At 56.5% G+C, this 12971-nt stretch carries 18 protein-coding genes and 1 pseudogene; 3 read left to right on the top strand and 16 right to left on the bottom strand.

Annotated elements, in window-relative coordinates:
• Positions 1–94: 94 nt before the first annotated feature.
• The 4 genes from JK208_RS05215 to JK208_RS05230 all read right to left on the bottom strand — a co-directional run bounded on the left by JK208_RS05215 (position 95) and on the right by JK208_RS05230 (position 4155).
• A complete protein-coding gene (locus tag JK208_RS05215) occupies positions 95–1393 on the bottom strand; it encodes a DEAD/DEAH box helicase (RefSeq protein ID WP_211574589.1) in 1299 nt (432 codons plus the stop codon).
• A gap of 262 nt (positions 1394–1655) precedes the next feature.
• Positions 1656–2264, bottom strand: a complete 609-nt coding sequence (locus JK208_RS05220; RefSeq protein WP_194262187.1) for a nitroreductase family protein — start codon at positions 2262–2264, stop codon at positions 1656–1658.
• Positions 2265–2359: 95 nt separating this feature from the next.
• Entirely contained in the window at positions 2360–2965 is a 606-nt protein-coding gene (metW, locus tag JK208_RS05225; protein ID WP_194262188.1) for a methionine biosynthesis protein MetW, read from the bottom strand.
• The gene (locus JK208_RS05230) at positions 2965–4155 is read right to left on the bottom strand and encodes a homoserine O-acetyltransferase (RefSeq protein ID WP_194262189.1); all 1191 of its coding nucleotides are present in this window, start codon (positions 4153–4155) and stop codon (positions 2965–2967) included. Before JK208_RS05230 ends, metW begins: the two co-directional genes overlap by 1 nt.
• A 150-nt stretch (positions 4156–4305) precedes the next feature.
• On the opposite strand from JK208_RS05230, the gene JK208_RS05235 reads away from it, so the two are divergent.
• Positions 4306–5427, top strand: a complete 1122-nt coding sequence (locus tag JK208_RS05235) for a glycoside hydrolase family 99-like domain-containing protein (RefSeq protein WP_249201945.1) — start codon at positions 4306–4308, stop codon at positions 5425–5427.
• Between the two features lie 38 nt (positions 5428–5465).
• Here the strand turns inward: JK208_RS05235 and JK208_RS15865 are convergent.
• The 12 genes and pseudogenes from JK208_RS15865 to JK208_RS05290 form a co-directional block, all read right to left on the bottom strand.
• Positions 5466–5858 (bottom strand): annotated as a pseudogene (locus JK208_RS15865) (tyrosine-type recombinase/integrase); the annotation flags it as partial.
• A gap of 675 nt (positions 5859–6533) precedes the next feature.
• Positions 6534–6722: a hypothetical protein gene (locus JK208_RS05245; protein ID WP_211574591.1), complete on the bottom strand. Its 189-nt coding sequence runs from the start codon at positions 6720–6722 to the stop codon at positions 6534–6536.
• Between the two features lie 31 nt (positions 6723–6753).
• On the bottom strand, positions 6754–6876 hold the full coding sequence (locus tag JK208_RS16060) for a hypothetical protein (protein WP_283092409.1): 123 nt from the start codon (positions 6874–6876) through the stop codon (positions 6754–6756).
• Positions 6876–7049 carry a hypothetical protein gene (locus tag JK208_RS05250; RefSeq protein ID WP_211574592.1) on the bottom strand — a complete coding sequence of 58 codons (174 nt, stop codon included), beginning with the start codon at positions 7047–7049 and terminating at the stop codon, positions 6876–6878. Before JK208_RS05250 ends, JK208_RS16060 begins: the two co-directional genes overlap by 1 nt.
• A complete protein-coding gene (locus JK208_RS05255; protein WP_211574593.1) occupies positions 7046–7639 on the bottom strand; it encodes a 3'-5' exonuclease in 594 nt (197 codons plus the stop codon). Before JK208_RS05255 ends, JK208_RS05250 begins: the two co-directional genes overlap by 4 nt.
• Complete coding sequence (locus JK208_RS05260; RefSeq protein WP_211574594.1) at positions 7636–8469, bottom strand: recombinase RecT; 834 nt, start codon at positions 8467–8469, stop codon at positions 7636–7638. Before JK208_RS05260 ends, JK208_RS05255 begins: the two co-directional genes overlap by 4 nt.
• Before the next feature lie 4 nt (positions 8470–8473).
• Positions 8474–8935, bottom strand: a complete 462-nt coding sequence (locus JK208_RS05265) for a siphovirus Gp157 family protein (protein WP_211574595.1) — start codon at positions 8933–8935, stop codon at positions 8474–8476.
• Positions 8932–9222 carry a hypothetical protein gene (locus JK208_RS05270; RefSeq protein WP_211574596.1) on the bottom strand — a complete coding sequence of 97 codons (291 nt, stop codon included), beginning with the start codon at positions 9220–9222 and terminating at the stop codon, positions 8932–8934. The genes JK208_RS05265 and JK208_RS05270 overlap by 4 nt, the downstream gene beginning before the upstream one ends.
• A 29-nt stretch (positions 9223–9251) precedes the next feature.
• Positions 9252–9431: a hypothetical protein gene (locus tag JK208_RS05275; protein ID WP_211574597.1), complete on the bottom strand. Its 180-nt coding sequence runs from the start codon at positions 9429–9431 to the stop codon at positions 9252–9254.
• Complete coding sequence (locus tag JK208_RS05280; RefSeq protein ID WP_211574598.1) at positions 9431–9667, bottom strand: hypothetical protein; 237 nt, start codon at positions 9665–9667, stop codon at positions 9431–9433. The genes JK208_RS05275 and JK208_RS05280 overlap by 1 nt, the downstream gene beginning before the upstream one ends.
• Positions 9668–10041: 374 nt before the next feature.
• Positions 10042–10791, bottom strand: coding sequence for a hypothetical protein (locus JK208_RS05285; protein WP_211574599.1), 750 nt, complete (start codon positions 10789–10791; stop codon positions 10042–10044).
• Between the two features lie 545 nt (positions 10792–11336).
• Entirely contained in the window at positions 11337–12086 is a 750-nt protein-coding gene (locus JK208_RS05290; RefSeq protein WP_211574600.1) for a S24 family peptidase, read from the bottom strand.
• 83 nt (positions 12087–12169) lie between these two features.
• Between JK208_RS05290 and JK208_RS05295 the strand changes: the two genes are divergently transcribed.
• Together JK208_RS05295 and JK208_RS05300 are read left to right on the top strand one after the other, a co-directional pair.
• Positions 12170–12394, top strand: coding sequence for a carph-isopro domain-containing protein (locus JK208_RS05295; protein WP_211574601.1), 225 nt, complete (start codon positions 12170–12172; stop codon positions 12392–12394).
• Positions 12394–12930 (top strand): hypothetical protein, encoded by a 537-nt coding sequence (locus tag JK208_RS05300; RefSeq protein ID WP_211574602.1) that lies wholly within the window; start codon positions 12394–12396, stop codon positions 12928–12930. Before JK208_RS05295 ends, JK208_RS05300 begins: the two co-directional genes overlap by 1 nt.
• Positions 12931–12971 lie beyond the last annotated feature (41 nt).

Raw genomic sequence — 12971 nt, forward strand, 5'->3', positions numbered from 1 at the left:
TCATGGTCTTTGGTGCGGGCGCGAGCAATATAAAAAAACCCGCTCCTGCATTTGTGCAGAAGCGGGCTCTTCAGGAAATATTTTCAAAGACAGATCAGCGTGGGCCGGAACGATGACCGCTACGGCTGGGAGCGCCTCCACGTCCGCCACCCGGACGACCACCTGACGGCGGTCCCGAACGGCGGCGTCCACCTCCGCCGCCGCCACCACGCCCCCCACCAAGAACGGGCGGACGCTGGGTGGAGAGGCGTGCTTCTTCGGAATGGAAAGGATGATCGGTCACGACCGGGATAGGCTTGCCGATTTTCTTTTCGATATCCTTGAGCCATGCACGCTGTTCGGCATCACACAGCGACACTGCGCAACCCTCACGTCCGGCACGTGCGGTCCGGCCAATACGATGGACGTAAGATTCCGGAACGTTGGGCAGGTCGTAATTGAAGACGTGACTGACCTCGTCCACATCAATACCACGCGCCGCGATATCGGTGGCCACCAGTGCCTTGATGGCTCCGCTGCGGAACCCCGCCATGGCGCGCTCGCGCGCACCCTGAGACTTGTTGCCGTGAATGGCTTCCGCACGGATCCCGTTCTTGTTCAGGAACTCGGCGACCTTGTTGGCTTCGTGCTTCATCAGCGTAAAGACCACGGCCCGGGCAACGCTCGGGCTTTCCAGCAGCATGAGAGCCGCATCTTTCTTGCTGTTCGAATCAACGAACATCACGGCCTGATTGATGCGATCAACGGTGCTGGATTCAGGTGTGACCTGAACGGTCGCCGGGTCCTTCAGCAGCGAATGCGCCAGATCGCTGATGGACGGCGGCATGGTTGCCGAGAACAGCAGGGTCTGACGCTGCTTGGGCAGAAGGGCCATGATGCGCTGGATGTCGCGCACGAAGCCCATGTCCAGCATGCGGTCGGCTTCATCAAGCACGAGAATTTCAAGGCTGGAGAGGTCGATATATTTCTGCCCGATCAGATCAAGCAGACGGCCCGGCGCGGCCACAAGAACGTCCACACCGCGGCGCGTTGCCTCGATCTGCCGCCCCTGCCCCACGCCGCCGAACACGACAGCGTAGGAAAATTTCATGTGCCGTGCGTAAGCAGCAAAGCTTTCGCCGATCTGGGATGCCAGTTCTCGCGTCGGCGCCAGAACCAGAGCCCGAACGCCCTTAGGCGGCGCAGGACGACGGCTTGAAAAGATATGATTCAGAATCGGCAGGGCAAATGCTGCGGTTTTTCCTGTGCCGGTCTGGGCAAGACCCAGAAGATCACGGCCTTCCAGCAGATAGGGAATGGCCCCGGCCTGAATCGGCGTAGGGGTGGTGTAACCCTCTTCTGCGAGAGCCTTCTGAATTGGCTCGGCGAGCTTGAGTTCGGCAAAACTGGTCATGGACCTCTCCTTTGAGACGGCAAGGTCATGCTCAGTTAACCGCACCGCTATACATCCCGCCCGACCAACCGGCCGCAGGCTTTATATTGCAGACCACTTCTTGCCCGATGTGCTCACAGAGCCAGCAGGATCATGAAGTCATCGTCACATTTCAGAAAATGCCCCTGAAGTGCTCATGGGATGTAGGACAACACTTGTCCCATTGCAAGGATACAGCAATGCCATTCTGTGAAAAACCATTGCTATTTCTTGAGTTTTGCCATCAGGCGAAGCTGTCGTATTGAACCAGTGCATCAAGAGGCAAGAGCCCGCCGCGAGGCTTTGGCGAGGATGCCTCACGCCCAAGCGCGACAAACATCACAATTTCATGATCCACCGGAAGATTAATGATCTCCCCGACCCGATCGAAATCAAACCCGTCCATAGGACATGTCTGGAGACCATAGGCCGATGCTGCCATCATGAGCGCATAGGCCGCCAGACCGCACGACCGGAAACCTTCGTCTCGCTGCACCTGTTCGCGCCCTTCATAGTAAGAGCGGATCATGCCGACATACCCTTCGCGTACGGATTCCGGCGCGTCTTTCCAGTACCGTGCGGGATCTTTCTCCCACGCTTTGATATCGGCACACATGACGATCAGCGCGGAACATTCCTCGACCTGCGGCTGATCCCATGCGGCGGCGCGAATTCTGCGACGCTGATCGGCGTCCCGCACAACCAGAAAGCGATAGTTCTGGATATTGAATGCTGTCGGCGCATGGCGGGTCGCCTCCAGAATCGCCGTCAGATCGGCATCCGCAATCTGATGGTCCGCATCAAAATGCTTGGTGGCACGACGGGATGCGATGGCCTGAAGAATGTCGCTCATAAATCCAGCACTCCGCTTTAATGATGAAAGACCTGAATCAGGCCTGTATCTTCAAACCCTACCCTAAAGGAAAGGTTGCAAACAATTGAACCCGGTCAGGGTTCTGCTCGCCGCAGCAGGAACATCGCCTGTTCCCCGAACAGGTTGGCGAGCCTGATGGAGCGACGCCAGGGCGCACGGGCTCCGTCTTCGTCAATCGCCAGCCACTGCTGAACGACATATCCCTCTTCTTCACACAGAACGAGGAAATCCCGGATTGTGCAGGGATGGATGTTTGGTGTCGTATACCAGGGCGTGCTCCAGACAGACGTCATTGGCATCCGGCCTGTCGTCAGAAGCTGAAGCCTCAGCCGCCAATGTCCGAAATTTGGAAAGGAAACAATCGCATAGCGCCCGATCCTGAGCATCTGCCGCAGGACTTCCCGCGGACGCTCGACGGCCTGAAGGGTTCTTTGCAGCACGACGTAATCGAACGTACCGTCTGGATAATCCGCCAGATCATGATCCGCATCGCCGTGCATGACAGGCAGACCGTGGGCAACCGACTGCGTGACGTTCTGCATGTCGATCTCTATGCCACGCGCATCGCACGAACGCGTCCGGTATAGGTAGTCGATTAGAGTGCCGTCTCCGCTTCCGACATCCAGAACACGGGCCCGGGGTGCAATCATTTCGGCAATCAGGCGCTGGTCAACACGCATCAGCCTTCTCCCGCCAGAAGGGCTGCATGTTCGGCAGCGCCATTGATGAAGCCCCGGATGGTCCGGTCAAAATCGGGCTCTTCCAGCAAAAAAGCATCGTGCCCGCGATCGCTCTCGATTTCGACGAAAGACACGTTCGCGCCTGCCCGGTTCAATGCCCGCACCAGAAGACGCGACTGGGATGTCGGAAACAGCCAGTCCGAACTGAAAGAGACGACGCAGAAACGCGTCTGCGATTTCCGGAAAGGGTTGGCCAGATCCCCATCGTGTTCCGCAGCCAGATCGAAATAGTCCATCGCGCGCGTGATGGTCAGATAGGAATTGGCATCGAAGCGCCGCACGAATGACGAACCCTGATGACGCAGATAGCTCTCGACCTCGAACATCTCGCCAAATAGGGACGGACTGCTGGACGCCGGCACAGCCGTGGCGGCATCATGCCGGATGCGCCGTCCGAATTTCCGGCTGAGAGCCTCCTCCGACAGATAGGTGATATGCGCCATCATCCGTGCGACCCCAAGCCCACGGGCCGGAATGGCATCGAAGTCCCGGTAGTGACCGTCATGCCAGTCCGGATCCGCAAAAATAGCCTGTCGGCTGACTTCGTTGAACGCGATATTCTGGGCGGAATGAAACGGCGAGGTTGCAATCGGCATCGCGGCAAACACCCGGTCAGGGAAGTCCGCAGCCCAGGTCAGAGCCTGCATTCCGCCCATTGATCCACCAATCACGGCAAACAGACGTCCAATGCCCAGATGGTCGATCAGCTTGGCCTGAGCAGCCACGATGTCATGCATGGTGATCGGCGGAAACGCGCTATCCCACGCCTTCCCGGTTTCTGCACAGACCGAGCGCGGCCCCGTGGTGCCCATACAGCCTCCCAGGACATTGGAGCACACAACGAAATACCGATCCGTATCAATCGGAAGGCCTGGCCCCACCATGCGGCTCCACCAACCGGGTTTTCCGGTCAGAGGATGCTGTTCCGCGAGATACTGATCGCCCGTTAATGCATGACAGACCAGAATGGCATTGTCGCGCGCTGGCGAGAGCGTTCCATAGGTACAGTACGCGATCTCCAACGGTGCCAGATGCACCCCACATTCCAGATCGAGGCCGCCCTCAAGACGCACAGTCCGGTGCTCATGAACCGGACCATCCGCGACAATCGGTAACGCGCTGATGTCCATCGTTAACCCGCCTCCGATACCAGATCTGAAAGCAGCATTGCCTTCAAGGCGCCACGGTATGACACCGCACGGCAATGCGATCAAATTCCTTTTGGAATGACGATCAATTAACGGCTTGAATAAAGTTAAAAAACCGTAAAAAAGTCATCAATGCCGAATGCGTTCTCACATTCCCCTGCTGACGATTCACAAGCACCGTCTTTCCCGGTCGATGCGTCGCCTCTTCAGATTCTCGGGCATTCCGGACTTTTCGACGCATTTTACTATTTGAAAACCAATCCGGATCTTGAACCGCTTGGAACCGACGTTCTGCGCCATTTTCACCAGCATGGATGGCGCGAAGGCCGCAAACCCAATCCTTTTTTTGATCCTCACTGGTATCTCAGTCAGAACCGCGACGTTATTGGCGATCCGTTACTGCACTATGTCCTACGCGGTGAGCGGGAAGGACGTCGCCCGATCGCCTGGTTCGACCCGACCTGGTATGTAAAAACCTATCACGTTCCGGAACGGATGCTGGCCCTCGCCCATTATCTGCTGAACCGACACACGACCCCCCTGCGCCCCATTCCGGATTTCGATCCGGAATTTTATCTGCGGTCTTATCCGGATGTCGCGAAAGCTGGCCTGGATGCGCTTGAACATTATATGATTCAGGGATTTCGCGAAGCGAGACGCCCCTTCGACGGGTTCGACCCGCTTTATTACAGGCGCAAGCACCTGCGAAATGCGCCCGAAAGCAATCCATTTCTTCATTATCTGGAAAACCGCGAACGGCCAGATGTTCATCCATGCAGTCCTGAGAGTGAAATATCGGTTTTTGGCGAAATCAAACGCAGAACAAAACCCGGCCCATTTTTTGAAAAGCCCCGCCCCCTTCCCAAAAGCGCCATTCGCCGCGCCCGGGTTTTAGCCTATTATCTTCCGCAGTTTCACGCCATTCCAGAGAACGACGCCTGGTGGGGCGACGGCTTCACGGAGTGGGCCAACCTGCCCCGTGGCGTTCCACGTTTTGCAGACCATTATCAGCCGCGCATTCCACGCGACCTCGGTCACTACACTCTGAACTCGCCAGAAATCCTCGAACGGCAGGCTGCCATGGCCCAGGCAGCGGGCATTGAAGGGTTCATTTTCTATTTCTACTGGTTCAGTAAAGGAGTTCGTTTTTTTTCAATGGTTTGTATGTCGGTTTCCTCCGGTTTCCAAAAACTGGTTTCCGCTCTGAAAATTGCCTCCGCTGCCATGCGTCTTTGGTCGGCTGAGCGGGTGTAGTGCTCAACCATCTTGAGTGTCTTGTGTCCGGTGATTGCCGCGATCTCGTGCGTTGAGCACCCGGCTTCCGCAAGGAGTGTGGCAGCCAGTTTCCGTAGGCCATGCATATTGAAGCCTGCCGGAATAATCCCTCGGGCCTGCGCATCATTCATGCTGCGAGTGATGTTGTGCGTCGTCAGCGGACCGCCACGCACACCGGTAAGAATGTGATCGCAGGTCTTAGGCCATTGCGTCATCGCCTGAGCAAGAACAGGATGGATTGGAACCCAAAGTTCGGTACCTGTCTTAATCTGTCTGATAAAGATTGCACCGTTCTGAATATCGCTCCAACGCATGGCGCACAGGTCACTACGCCTCTGTCCGGTGAAGAGCGCAAGCATCACCGCACGGGAAAGGTGCGCCGGGAGATTACGGATTGCATCTCTAGCCATCTCCTTTGTCCACGCGGGAAGTGGGGTATATGGAAGTATTCCGATTCTGGCGGCGGCATTCGCTTCCACCCACTCGCGATCGAGCGCCCATGAGAGAAAAGCGCTGGTGGACTGGATGAACTGATTTGCCGCTCCGGTTCCTCGATCTCTCGCGAGAGTGTCACGAAACTGGAGGATCACACGTCTGCGCAATTCCTTAAGCGGAACGTGTTCTATGCGCTCCAGCTCCTTTAGGTAGAGCGTCCGGTTTCTCTTAGTGCTGGCTTTCGTGGCCGCCCATTCAGGGCTCCCATAATAAAGGCGAAGGACTGCCCCGATAGTGCCTGGGACTGCCCCTCTCGGAACTTCAGTCTTTCGTCTCTTGGGGTAGAAATACTCCCGAACTGTGCCGTCAGCGAGCGTCTTTCGGACGACCTTTAGATCGTTTCGCTTCGGAGGAAATTTCTTCACAGGCACGGGCTACCGCCATTTCAGTATTTAGTGACATGGACACACCCACGGCATCGAGCATCATGGCGTCAACAGCATGGATATCCCATCGCGGACTTCTGGGGCCAAGGTGAAGAGAAGGCTGCGGAAGCCTCCCTTGCGATACAAGACGCGGAAGGCACGCAGGAGATGTGCAGAGCCTCTTTGCTAGGGCTGCCCTGTCGAGCCAGCGCTCCAGTGCCTCATTCATCCCCGTTCCTCCGTATCCATGGCCGTGTCGATGCTGTGGCGAATATCTGTGAGATCAGCGGGAAATGCTTTCTGATATCTCGCTAAAGCGACATTTTTCCAGCGTCCGTAAGAAGCATGCTCTCCGACGACAATGTCTTGCTCTCCAAGCCAGTTAATCCGATCCGTATCTGTCCGGCCGCTCATGTTGGATCTCCTACGCGCTCAGTTGTCTGGCTCATCGGTAGTGCCCCATGTCATCGCGGTCGGGATTGAAGTCGTCATGATCGTTCGTGAGCCAGCGCCACAGGTCACGAATTGAACGCGCCGCGAACAGGATCGGGCGGAAGAGTTTGGTCATCACGCGCTCCACTTCTCAGCATTCAGCAGGCCGCACTCGCGGCGGATTTCGTTGTCGTCATGTCGGAGGTCTGAGAGGCACGGCAGGGCCGCTGCACGCTCAATCCGCTCCATGAGAAGGGAGCGCGCAATCACGTCGCTCAGGTCCTCGTTGATTTCGCGGGGGTGGGTCATGCCGCCTCTCCCCTGCGCTTCATCTCAAAGTAGATCCGAGCGCAGGCCCGGACATCGACCAGGGCATCATGCGCACCTTCAAGCGTTTCTCCGTAGAAGTGCTGGATGCACTCTTCGAGCTTCGGCGCTTTGGGCTTGATGATACCGGCCGCGCGCATGCGAGGCGTCGGCGGCAGGTTCACCAGCGGCGCAGCGGCTTCCATCGTGCAGAACTGAGCTTCCGGAAGACGCCACTCAGGCCGCTTGGCGCGGGCGAACATCGTCGCCAGGATCTGCCGGTCGAACTGGATGTTGTGCGCGACCAGAAGATCAGCCCGGCACGTCAGGTCGTAGAACAGGACCGAGGCCACTTGCTCCCGGATGCCGTAGCGCGTGGCCTTCTCCGTCGTGATACCGTGGACGGCTGCCGCTGCACCAGGAACCGTCCAGCCATCCGGGCGGATGATGATATTGACGCACGCTTCCTCATGCCCCTGATCGTCGGTAAGGATGGCCGCAAGCTGCACGCAATGCGGCTGGTCCTCATGGCCGGTTGGAAGTCCGGGCTTCGCAAAGCCCGTGGTCTCTGTGTCAAAGAAGAGGATGCTCATGCCGGCATCTCCTCAGCCGGGACTTTCGCGTCGTCGTCGGCCTGCTGGCGCTCCTGTTCGTGCAGCACGCCATAGCGATCCGCGAACAGGTCGGTGACGTCTGCGAGGACTTCCGGTGCGATCACCTTCCCCGCGTCCCGGGCTTTGTTCTGCGTCTGCTCCCACTTCTTTTCGAGGGCCAGAACGCAACCTGTATCGGAGCAGGCCTTGAGGCGACTGGTGAAGAATGCGACGTAATCGACTGGGCGTTCTTCCTGGATCTGCTGGCGCGGCTCCTGTTTCGTCTCAGGCGTTACGTCCACGACATGACCAGACGGCGCGTCAAACTCTTCCGGCGCATAGACGCCAAGCATAACCTCGGGCGTATGGCGCCGCGCCCAGACACGGGCCGAATGATAGGACAGCATCTGGTCTGGTGTTTTCGTCCACCACTGATTGTCCGTTTTGGCGTCTTTCAGCAGGACCTCGACCGTGCGCGGCTTCTTCTCGCCACGGATCAGGCCGGAACAGATGACCTTGCGTCCCTGCCCGTCTCCTTCGAACTCGTAGTTCAGACGCCCCTCAAGAACGCCGCTCGTCTGGATGGCCGCCGCGACCAGCTTGCCCTCGAAGCACATCTTGCCTCGGACCACCGCCGTTGCCTGAGCCACCGCGAAAGGTGACATCTGCCAGCGCATCGCCTGCTCAATCACCATCAGGCAATCACCGGGACTGCCCTGCAGGTGGTTCGGCACCATCTTGGCGGATGACATGGCTTTGGCGAGGTGCATGGCGCCCGTCATTCCCTCGATTGCGAAGCCGCCGGCCTGCGGCGTCGTAACTGCGTTCATCGTCTCAAGCCCTTCTGATGACGAGCGTCGGAGCGCCCGTGGAGAGTTCTGCGCCTGCAACAGGCATCCCGGCCTTGAGGCGCTTGGTCAGCGCGGCCCGGTCCAGCTTGTCCGGCGATGGAATGAAAAGTTCAGGAGCGGCGGCCCGAAGCGCCTTCTCGTCCTTGATCGTGGCCGACGTGGACCCTGCCCGAACGGCAGCGATCATCCCGCCATGCTCGAAGTCGAGGACGCCGTTGTCCTTCATCGAGGCGAACAGCGCGGCGCGGAGATTGCCTTCCGCTCCCTTAAGCTTCGCAGCCGCTGCCTCACAGGCCAGGATCATATCCACCGTCGGGCCGTCCGGATCATTGGCGCCACGGATCGCAGTCAGAGCGGCGATGTAGGCATCAATGGCGGGCTTGATCTCTCTGGCGTGGATCTCGTTGGCCACGTCGCGGATATCGCGGGTCAGGGTCTGGCTCATGCCACGTCACCCATTGGCAGAAGCGGCGTGCGCAGGACGCGCGCCACGATCCGGGACAGTCCGGCAATGGTCTGACCTTTGATCTGCCGATCTGTATCGAGCGCGATGTTCGCTGCATCGAGATAGCGCTGCCAGTGACGGTCGTGAGCAGCCCGATCGCCCGCCATATCGGCCCGGCCCGCGGCATTCAGGCTCACGCATGCGGCCTTGCGGAACTGACGGCGCTTCATTTCCAGATATGGAACTGATGCTTTGGACACACTTCGGGCGTTTGCTGTTTCACGCATTTTAGAAATTCCTGTTGTTTACTTACCGATCAGGCGGCGATTGCGGATGTGTTTTCAGTCGTGTCGAAGCGGCGACTTGCGAAGCGAAGTTCTGCCAACATGTCGAACCATTGGCTGTCAGTCATGCTGCCATCATCAAGAGCTTCGGCATTGTCTTCGAGGATGGCGCATGCCTTGCTCAGTGCTGCTGCGGTCGGGTTCTGGGGCATTACGCTGCCTCCTGAACCATTCGGCGCATCGGAGCGCGCTCAAGCTGGCGGATCTGGGCAATCGTGGTGTCACGATGCCATTCCAGCCGAACCGCAGCCATCGGATCAGTCGCGATCTCGGTGTCGATACGGGACAGCTTGTTCTTCAGCGCGGTCAGTGTCGCGCTATCGCCAGAGCCCGGACGCCAATGGGCATCAAACGCGCTCTGTGAAAAGTTGTCGGGTAGGTTTGCCATTGTGGTTCTCCCTCGCCGCTTCGTGCGGTGCGGGACTATATGTGCGATATCGTCACACAGACGTCAAGCGATAAAATCGCACATGTATGATTTTATCGATTACGTCGCACAAAAAGAAACCCGGCTCTCACCGGGTCTCTGTCAACTGACTGGTTGGGGCGGCTCCTGCATGGGTGGCGGCCCCTCACCCGGTGGCGGGTATGGATTTGGGTGCGGTGGACCCGGAGGGCTTGGGGGCGGAATTGGTGGCTGACCGCAGGCAGTTCGAGTATCGGGCATGGTCGTCTCCATTGGCGGGTGACGATTATTCAAAGCCTGTTCGGCGCGGGGGTTTGGTTTGGGCAAAAAGAAACCCGGCCGGAGCCGGGTGGGGATCAATTAAGATGGAGATTAGAGAAAGTTTGTGATGCTATCTTGAAAGGAACAGCACAGCTTACTGTCTTAAGAAGATCAATATCGCCAGCAGTTACCGATCCAGACGCATCGTCATACAATGAAAATCGAGAAATTTCACCAATTTCTGGAGTATTTTTAATTTCGAAAAGGGAGCGAAACTTTCTTGTACTGCTTTGATGACCAGAGATAGCTTCTATATATGCTATGGGGCGTACCAATCGATTATCCAGAACAGCCGCAGATACGTGGTATTTAGATCCAAGCGAGGTAGTTATCTCCTCATTTTCCCTAAGCCTTTGCTCGCCAAGTATTGTCCTGAGGACATTTACTGCCTTTTTCCTAAAATCAAACATAGCTTGTACGGGTAGGTGAAGGCCATAGTCGGCGACGAAGCGCGATGCACATCCCACAATAGCAACGAAGGCGGCTACGTCAGAAAAATTCTGTGCTCTCTTTAGAACCCGAGAGCCCGAAATCTCACAACCATACGCTTCGACGCCTTTTTGGAGGGCATTCAAAGTTCTTGAAGACAGAACTGTACCTGATGATTCAAGCGACATCATTCCAGCGCTATCATCATGGATAATAAAGAAATCGCTCTCTTGCCTTACGGTTATGCAGACAGTTTCTCCAGTATGATAGATCTGCGGTAGAGCGATCTCATAACCAACAAGGGTCTGTTCGACGAATGTTAAGTCGCAAAGAGCCTTTTTGATGTCTTGTTGCATGTTTCTCTGAATCACAGACTTAACTCCCACTGCTCCGGCTTGAAGCGCGGCCCCCTGTAAGCACCATTAAACTCGGCATTAGCATTCATGAGGAAAGCATCGAACCATGCTTTATGCGTCAATTTTCTGTTGTCCTCGACTACATCGATACACGGATAACGTGTCCAATGTGTGATATTAACTACTTGTTTCTTAGTGAATGATCCGAGAGTTTTTCTGTTGCTATGTGATCTTCTAGGTTCTGTATCTAGACTGAAAATTCTTTGGCCGCCCATCAAAATTGTGAAACTTGATTTCATTGGCAATATTGATGTTTGTGAAGTCAAGGTAATCTTCAAATTTGCATCTGGAATATCTTCGCAAATACACTTCAGGTCACACCTGGCATAATCTGTTCGGTTTCCGTTATTCCATATCATTCGCCCAGAAACTATTTTTCGGCTTGCAATAACGTGGTATATTTTGTGAAGCAGGTAATGCTCTGGATCACTCATGCCCAGGTGGCCCGGTTATATGAAGTCATGAGGCCAGCCATCATCCCACCCTCACTTCCAAGTCCACTTCCCAACGACGCGGCCGTTGATCTCGATCTCTGAGAGCAGAACCTCATCCGTGTCATAGGTCTTGTTCACACTAATGATGCGAACGCGCTCAGGATCACTACGAGGCACTAGCTGAAGCTGTTTGATGACGACACCATGACCGTTCCAGAGCACATAGACGCCGTCGTGGCTCATGAGCTTGTGGTGCGTATCAACCAGCACTCGATCGCCCGGCATGAAGTCGGGTTCCATCGAGTTTCCGATTACACGCACCACAGCTAGACCTGTGCTGTCAGGCAGATAGTTTTCAAGAAAGGCTTTGGGCAGCGTCCATGTGGCGAGAGACGTGTGCATATCTCCGTCGCCGCCATTTTCAGCCACGAGAGCCCCGCCCCCCGCTTGCGGCGATACGTCGAATTCATTGATGACAACTTCCCCGGGCTTGGGGTTCTTGGTCCGCTCCATGCGCTCTGCGCGTTCAATACTGGGGGCGATGCCGTCAGTTCCGGGTGCAACCCCAGCCAATTCCCATACCTCGGCAGCAGCTATCGGCGGATCGCCTCGGTCCAGAAGAAGCGGCAACATGCTCTTGACCAGATCCACCGGCAGGTACGGCTTTTTGTATTTCCCCTCATACGAGGCGTACGTCGAGTAACGCTCACCATAGCCTAAGGCCTGAGCAAACTCGCGTACGGTATAGCCACCGCGCAAGCGCAGTGCCTTCAATCGGTCATTGACGGGCAAATCTGTCATTTCTCCACTATGTGCGAAATGACCGCACATGTCTGTGCGAAAAAGTCATTGCTATTTGTGTGAATGTGTCGCACATATCGCACATGACCAACGCACTCGTTATCATCGAGGGGCAAGGGGGCACACGCTCACTGGCTCGCAAGCTCGGACTTTCGCCGTCCACTGTTCAGTCGTGGAAGCGAAAGGGAAGCATCCCGGCCAGCCGGGTCCCTGCAATCGCAACCGTCACGGGAATGCCTTTGAGCGAACTGCTGAAGGCCTGCCTTCCGCCCCTCCCCGCCCGCGCCAAGAGGAAGGAGGTGGCGTGATGGGATACATTGCTGAGTCACTTCTCGACATGTCCTATGAAGATTTCGCAGCATGGGCATTTGCGCAGACTGGCCCCGGATTTGTTGAAGATCGCATCACCGAGGCCGAAAAACTCATGCGTTGGCTACTGAAGCCTTCAGTGCCTACTCTCACCTGCCCCTTCAATCATAGCGATCGTAGCGGTGATGTTCTCCGCGAGAAGTCGGGCGGCAGCGACGGTCATTCGCAGGTGGGCGACTGCCAAGGCGGATGTGCCTTCTCCGGAAGGCTTCCCGGCAGCGACGGTAGCATAAACAACTCCGCCGTTATGCCCGAAGGATATGACATTATCGACGAAAAGAGCGGGCGCATTATTGGCTTCCATGCGAGCAATATTGCTGGCTATCGACTTGAGAAGCATGTCGGGCGTCAATTCACTCATTCCAGTTCATCCTCTGTATTGGCAGATGGTGAAAGCGGGGACTCGGTTGCCGCCGATCCCCGCAATGACGCTACGCCCGATACTTCCGAGAAGGGAGTCCGGGACGATGTTTAATTTCGCTTCTATTGCCTTCGCCGTCCTGTCCTTCACCACGT

The organism is Gluconobacter sp. Dm-74 (assembly GCF_018256135.1).
GTDB lineage: Bacteria > Pseudomonadota > Alphaproteobacteria > Acetobacterales > Acetobacteraceae > Gluconobacter > Gluconobacter cadivus.

Bases quoted from the DNA above. Each gene is read 5' to 3' on its own strand.
- JK208_RS05215 (WP_211574589.1), bottom strand. From the start codon at position 1,393: ATGACCAGTTTTGCCGAACTCAAGCTCGCCGAGCCAATTCAGAAGGCT.
- JK208_RS05300 (WP_211574602.1), top strand. From the start codon at position 12,394: ATGGGATACATTGCTGAGTCACTTCTCGACATGTCCTATGAAGATTTC.
- JK208_RS05290 (WP_211574600.1), bottom strand. From the start codon at position 12,086: ATGACAGATTTGCCCGTCAATGACCGATTGAAGGCACTGCGCTTGCGC.
- JK208_RS05265 (WP_211574595.1), bottom strand. From the start codon at position 8,935: ATGAGCCAGACCCTGACCCGCGATATCCGCGACGTGGCCAACGAGATC.
- JK208_RS05255 (WP_211574593.1), bottom strand. From the start codon at position 7,639: ATGAGCATCCTCTTCTTTGACACAGAGACCACGGGCTTTGCGAAGCCC.
- JK208_RS16060 (WP_283092409.1), bottom strand. From the start codon at position 6,876: ATGACCAAACTCTTCCGCCCGATCCTGTTCGCGGCGCGTTCAATTCGT.
- JK208_RS05250 (WP_211574592.1), bottom strand. From the start codon at position 7,049: ATGACCCACCCCCGCGAAATCAACGAGGACCTGAGCGACGTGATTGCG.
- JK208_RS05230 (WP_194262189.1), bottom strand. From the start codon at position 4,155: ATGGACATCAGCGCGTTACCGATTGTCGCGGATGGTCCGGTTCATGAG.
- JK208_RS05235 (WP_249201945.1), top strand. From the start codon at position 4,306: ATGCCGAATGCGTTCTCACATTCCCCTGCTGACGATTCACAAGCACCG.
- JK208_RS05260 (WP_211574594.1), bottom strand. From the start codon at position 8,469: ATGAACGCAGTTACGACGCCGCAGGCCGGCGGCTTCGCAATCGAGGGA.
- JK208_RS05295 (WP_211574601.1), top strand. From the start codon at position 12,170: ATGACCAACGCACTCGTTATCATCGAGGGGCAAGGGGGCACACGCTCA.
- JK208_RS05270 (WP_211574596.1), bottom strand. From the start codon at position 9,222: ATGCGTGAAACAGCAAACGCCCGAAGTGTGTCCAAAGCATCAGTTCCA.
- JK208_RS05280 (WP_211574598.1), bottom strand. From the start codon at position 9,667: ATGGCAAACCTACCCGACAACTTTTCACAGAGCGCGTTTGATGCCCAT.
- metW (WP_194262188.1), bottom strand. From the start codon at position 2,965: ATGCGTGTTGACCAGCGCCTGATTGCCGAAATGATTGCACCCCGGGCC.
- JK208_RS05285 (WP_211574599.1), bottom strand. From the start codon at position 10,791: ATGCAACAAGACATCAAAAAGGCTCTTTGCGACTTAACATTCGTCGAA.
- JK208_RS05245 (WP_211574591.1), bottom strand. From the start codon at position 6,722: ATGAGCGGCCGGACAGATACGGATCGGATTAACTGGCTTGGAGAGCAA.
- JK208_RS05275 (WP_211574597.1), bottom strand. From the start codon at position 9,431: ATGCCCCAGAACCCGACCGCAGCAGCACTGAGCAAGGCATGCGCCATC.
- JK208_RS05220 (WP_194262187.1), bottom strand. From the start codon at position 2,264: ATGAGCGACATTCTTCAGGCCATCGCATCCCGTCGTGCCACCAAGCAT.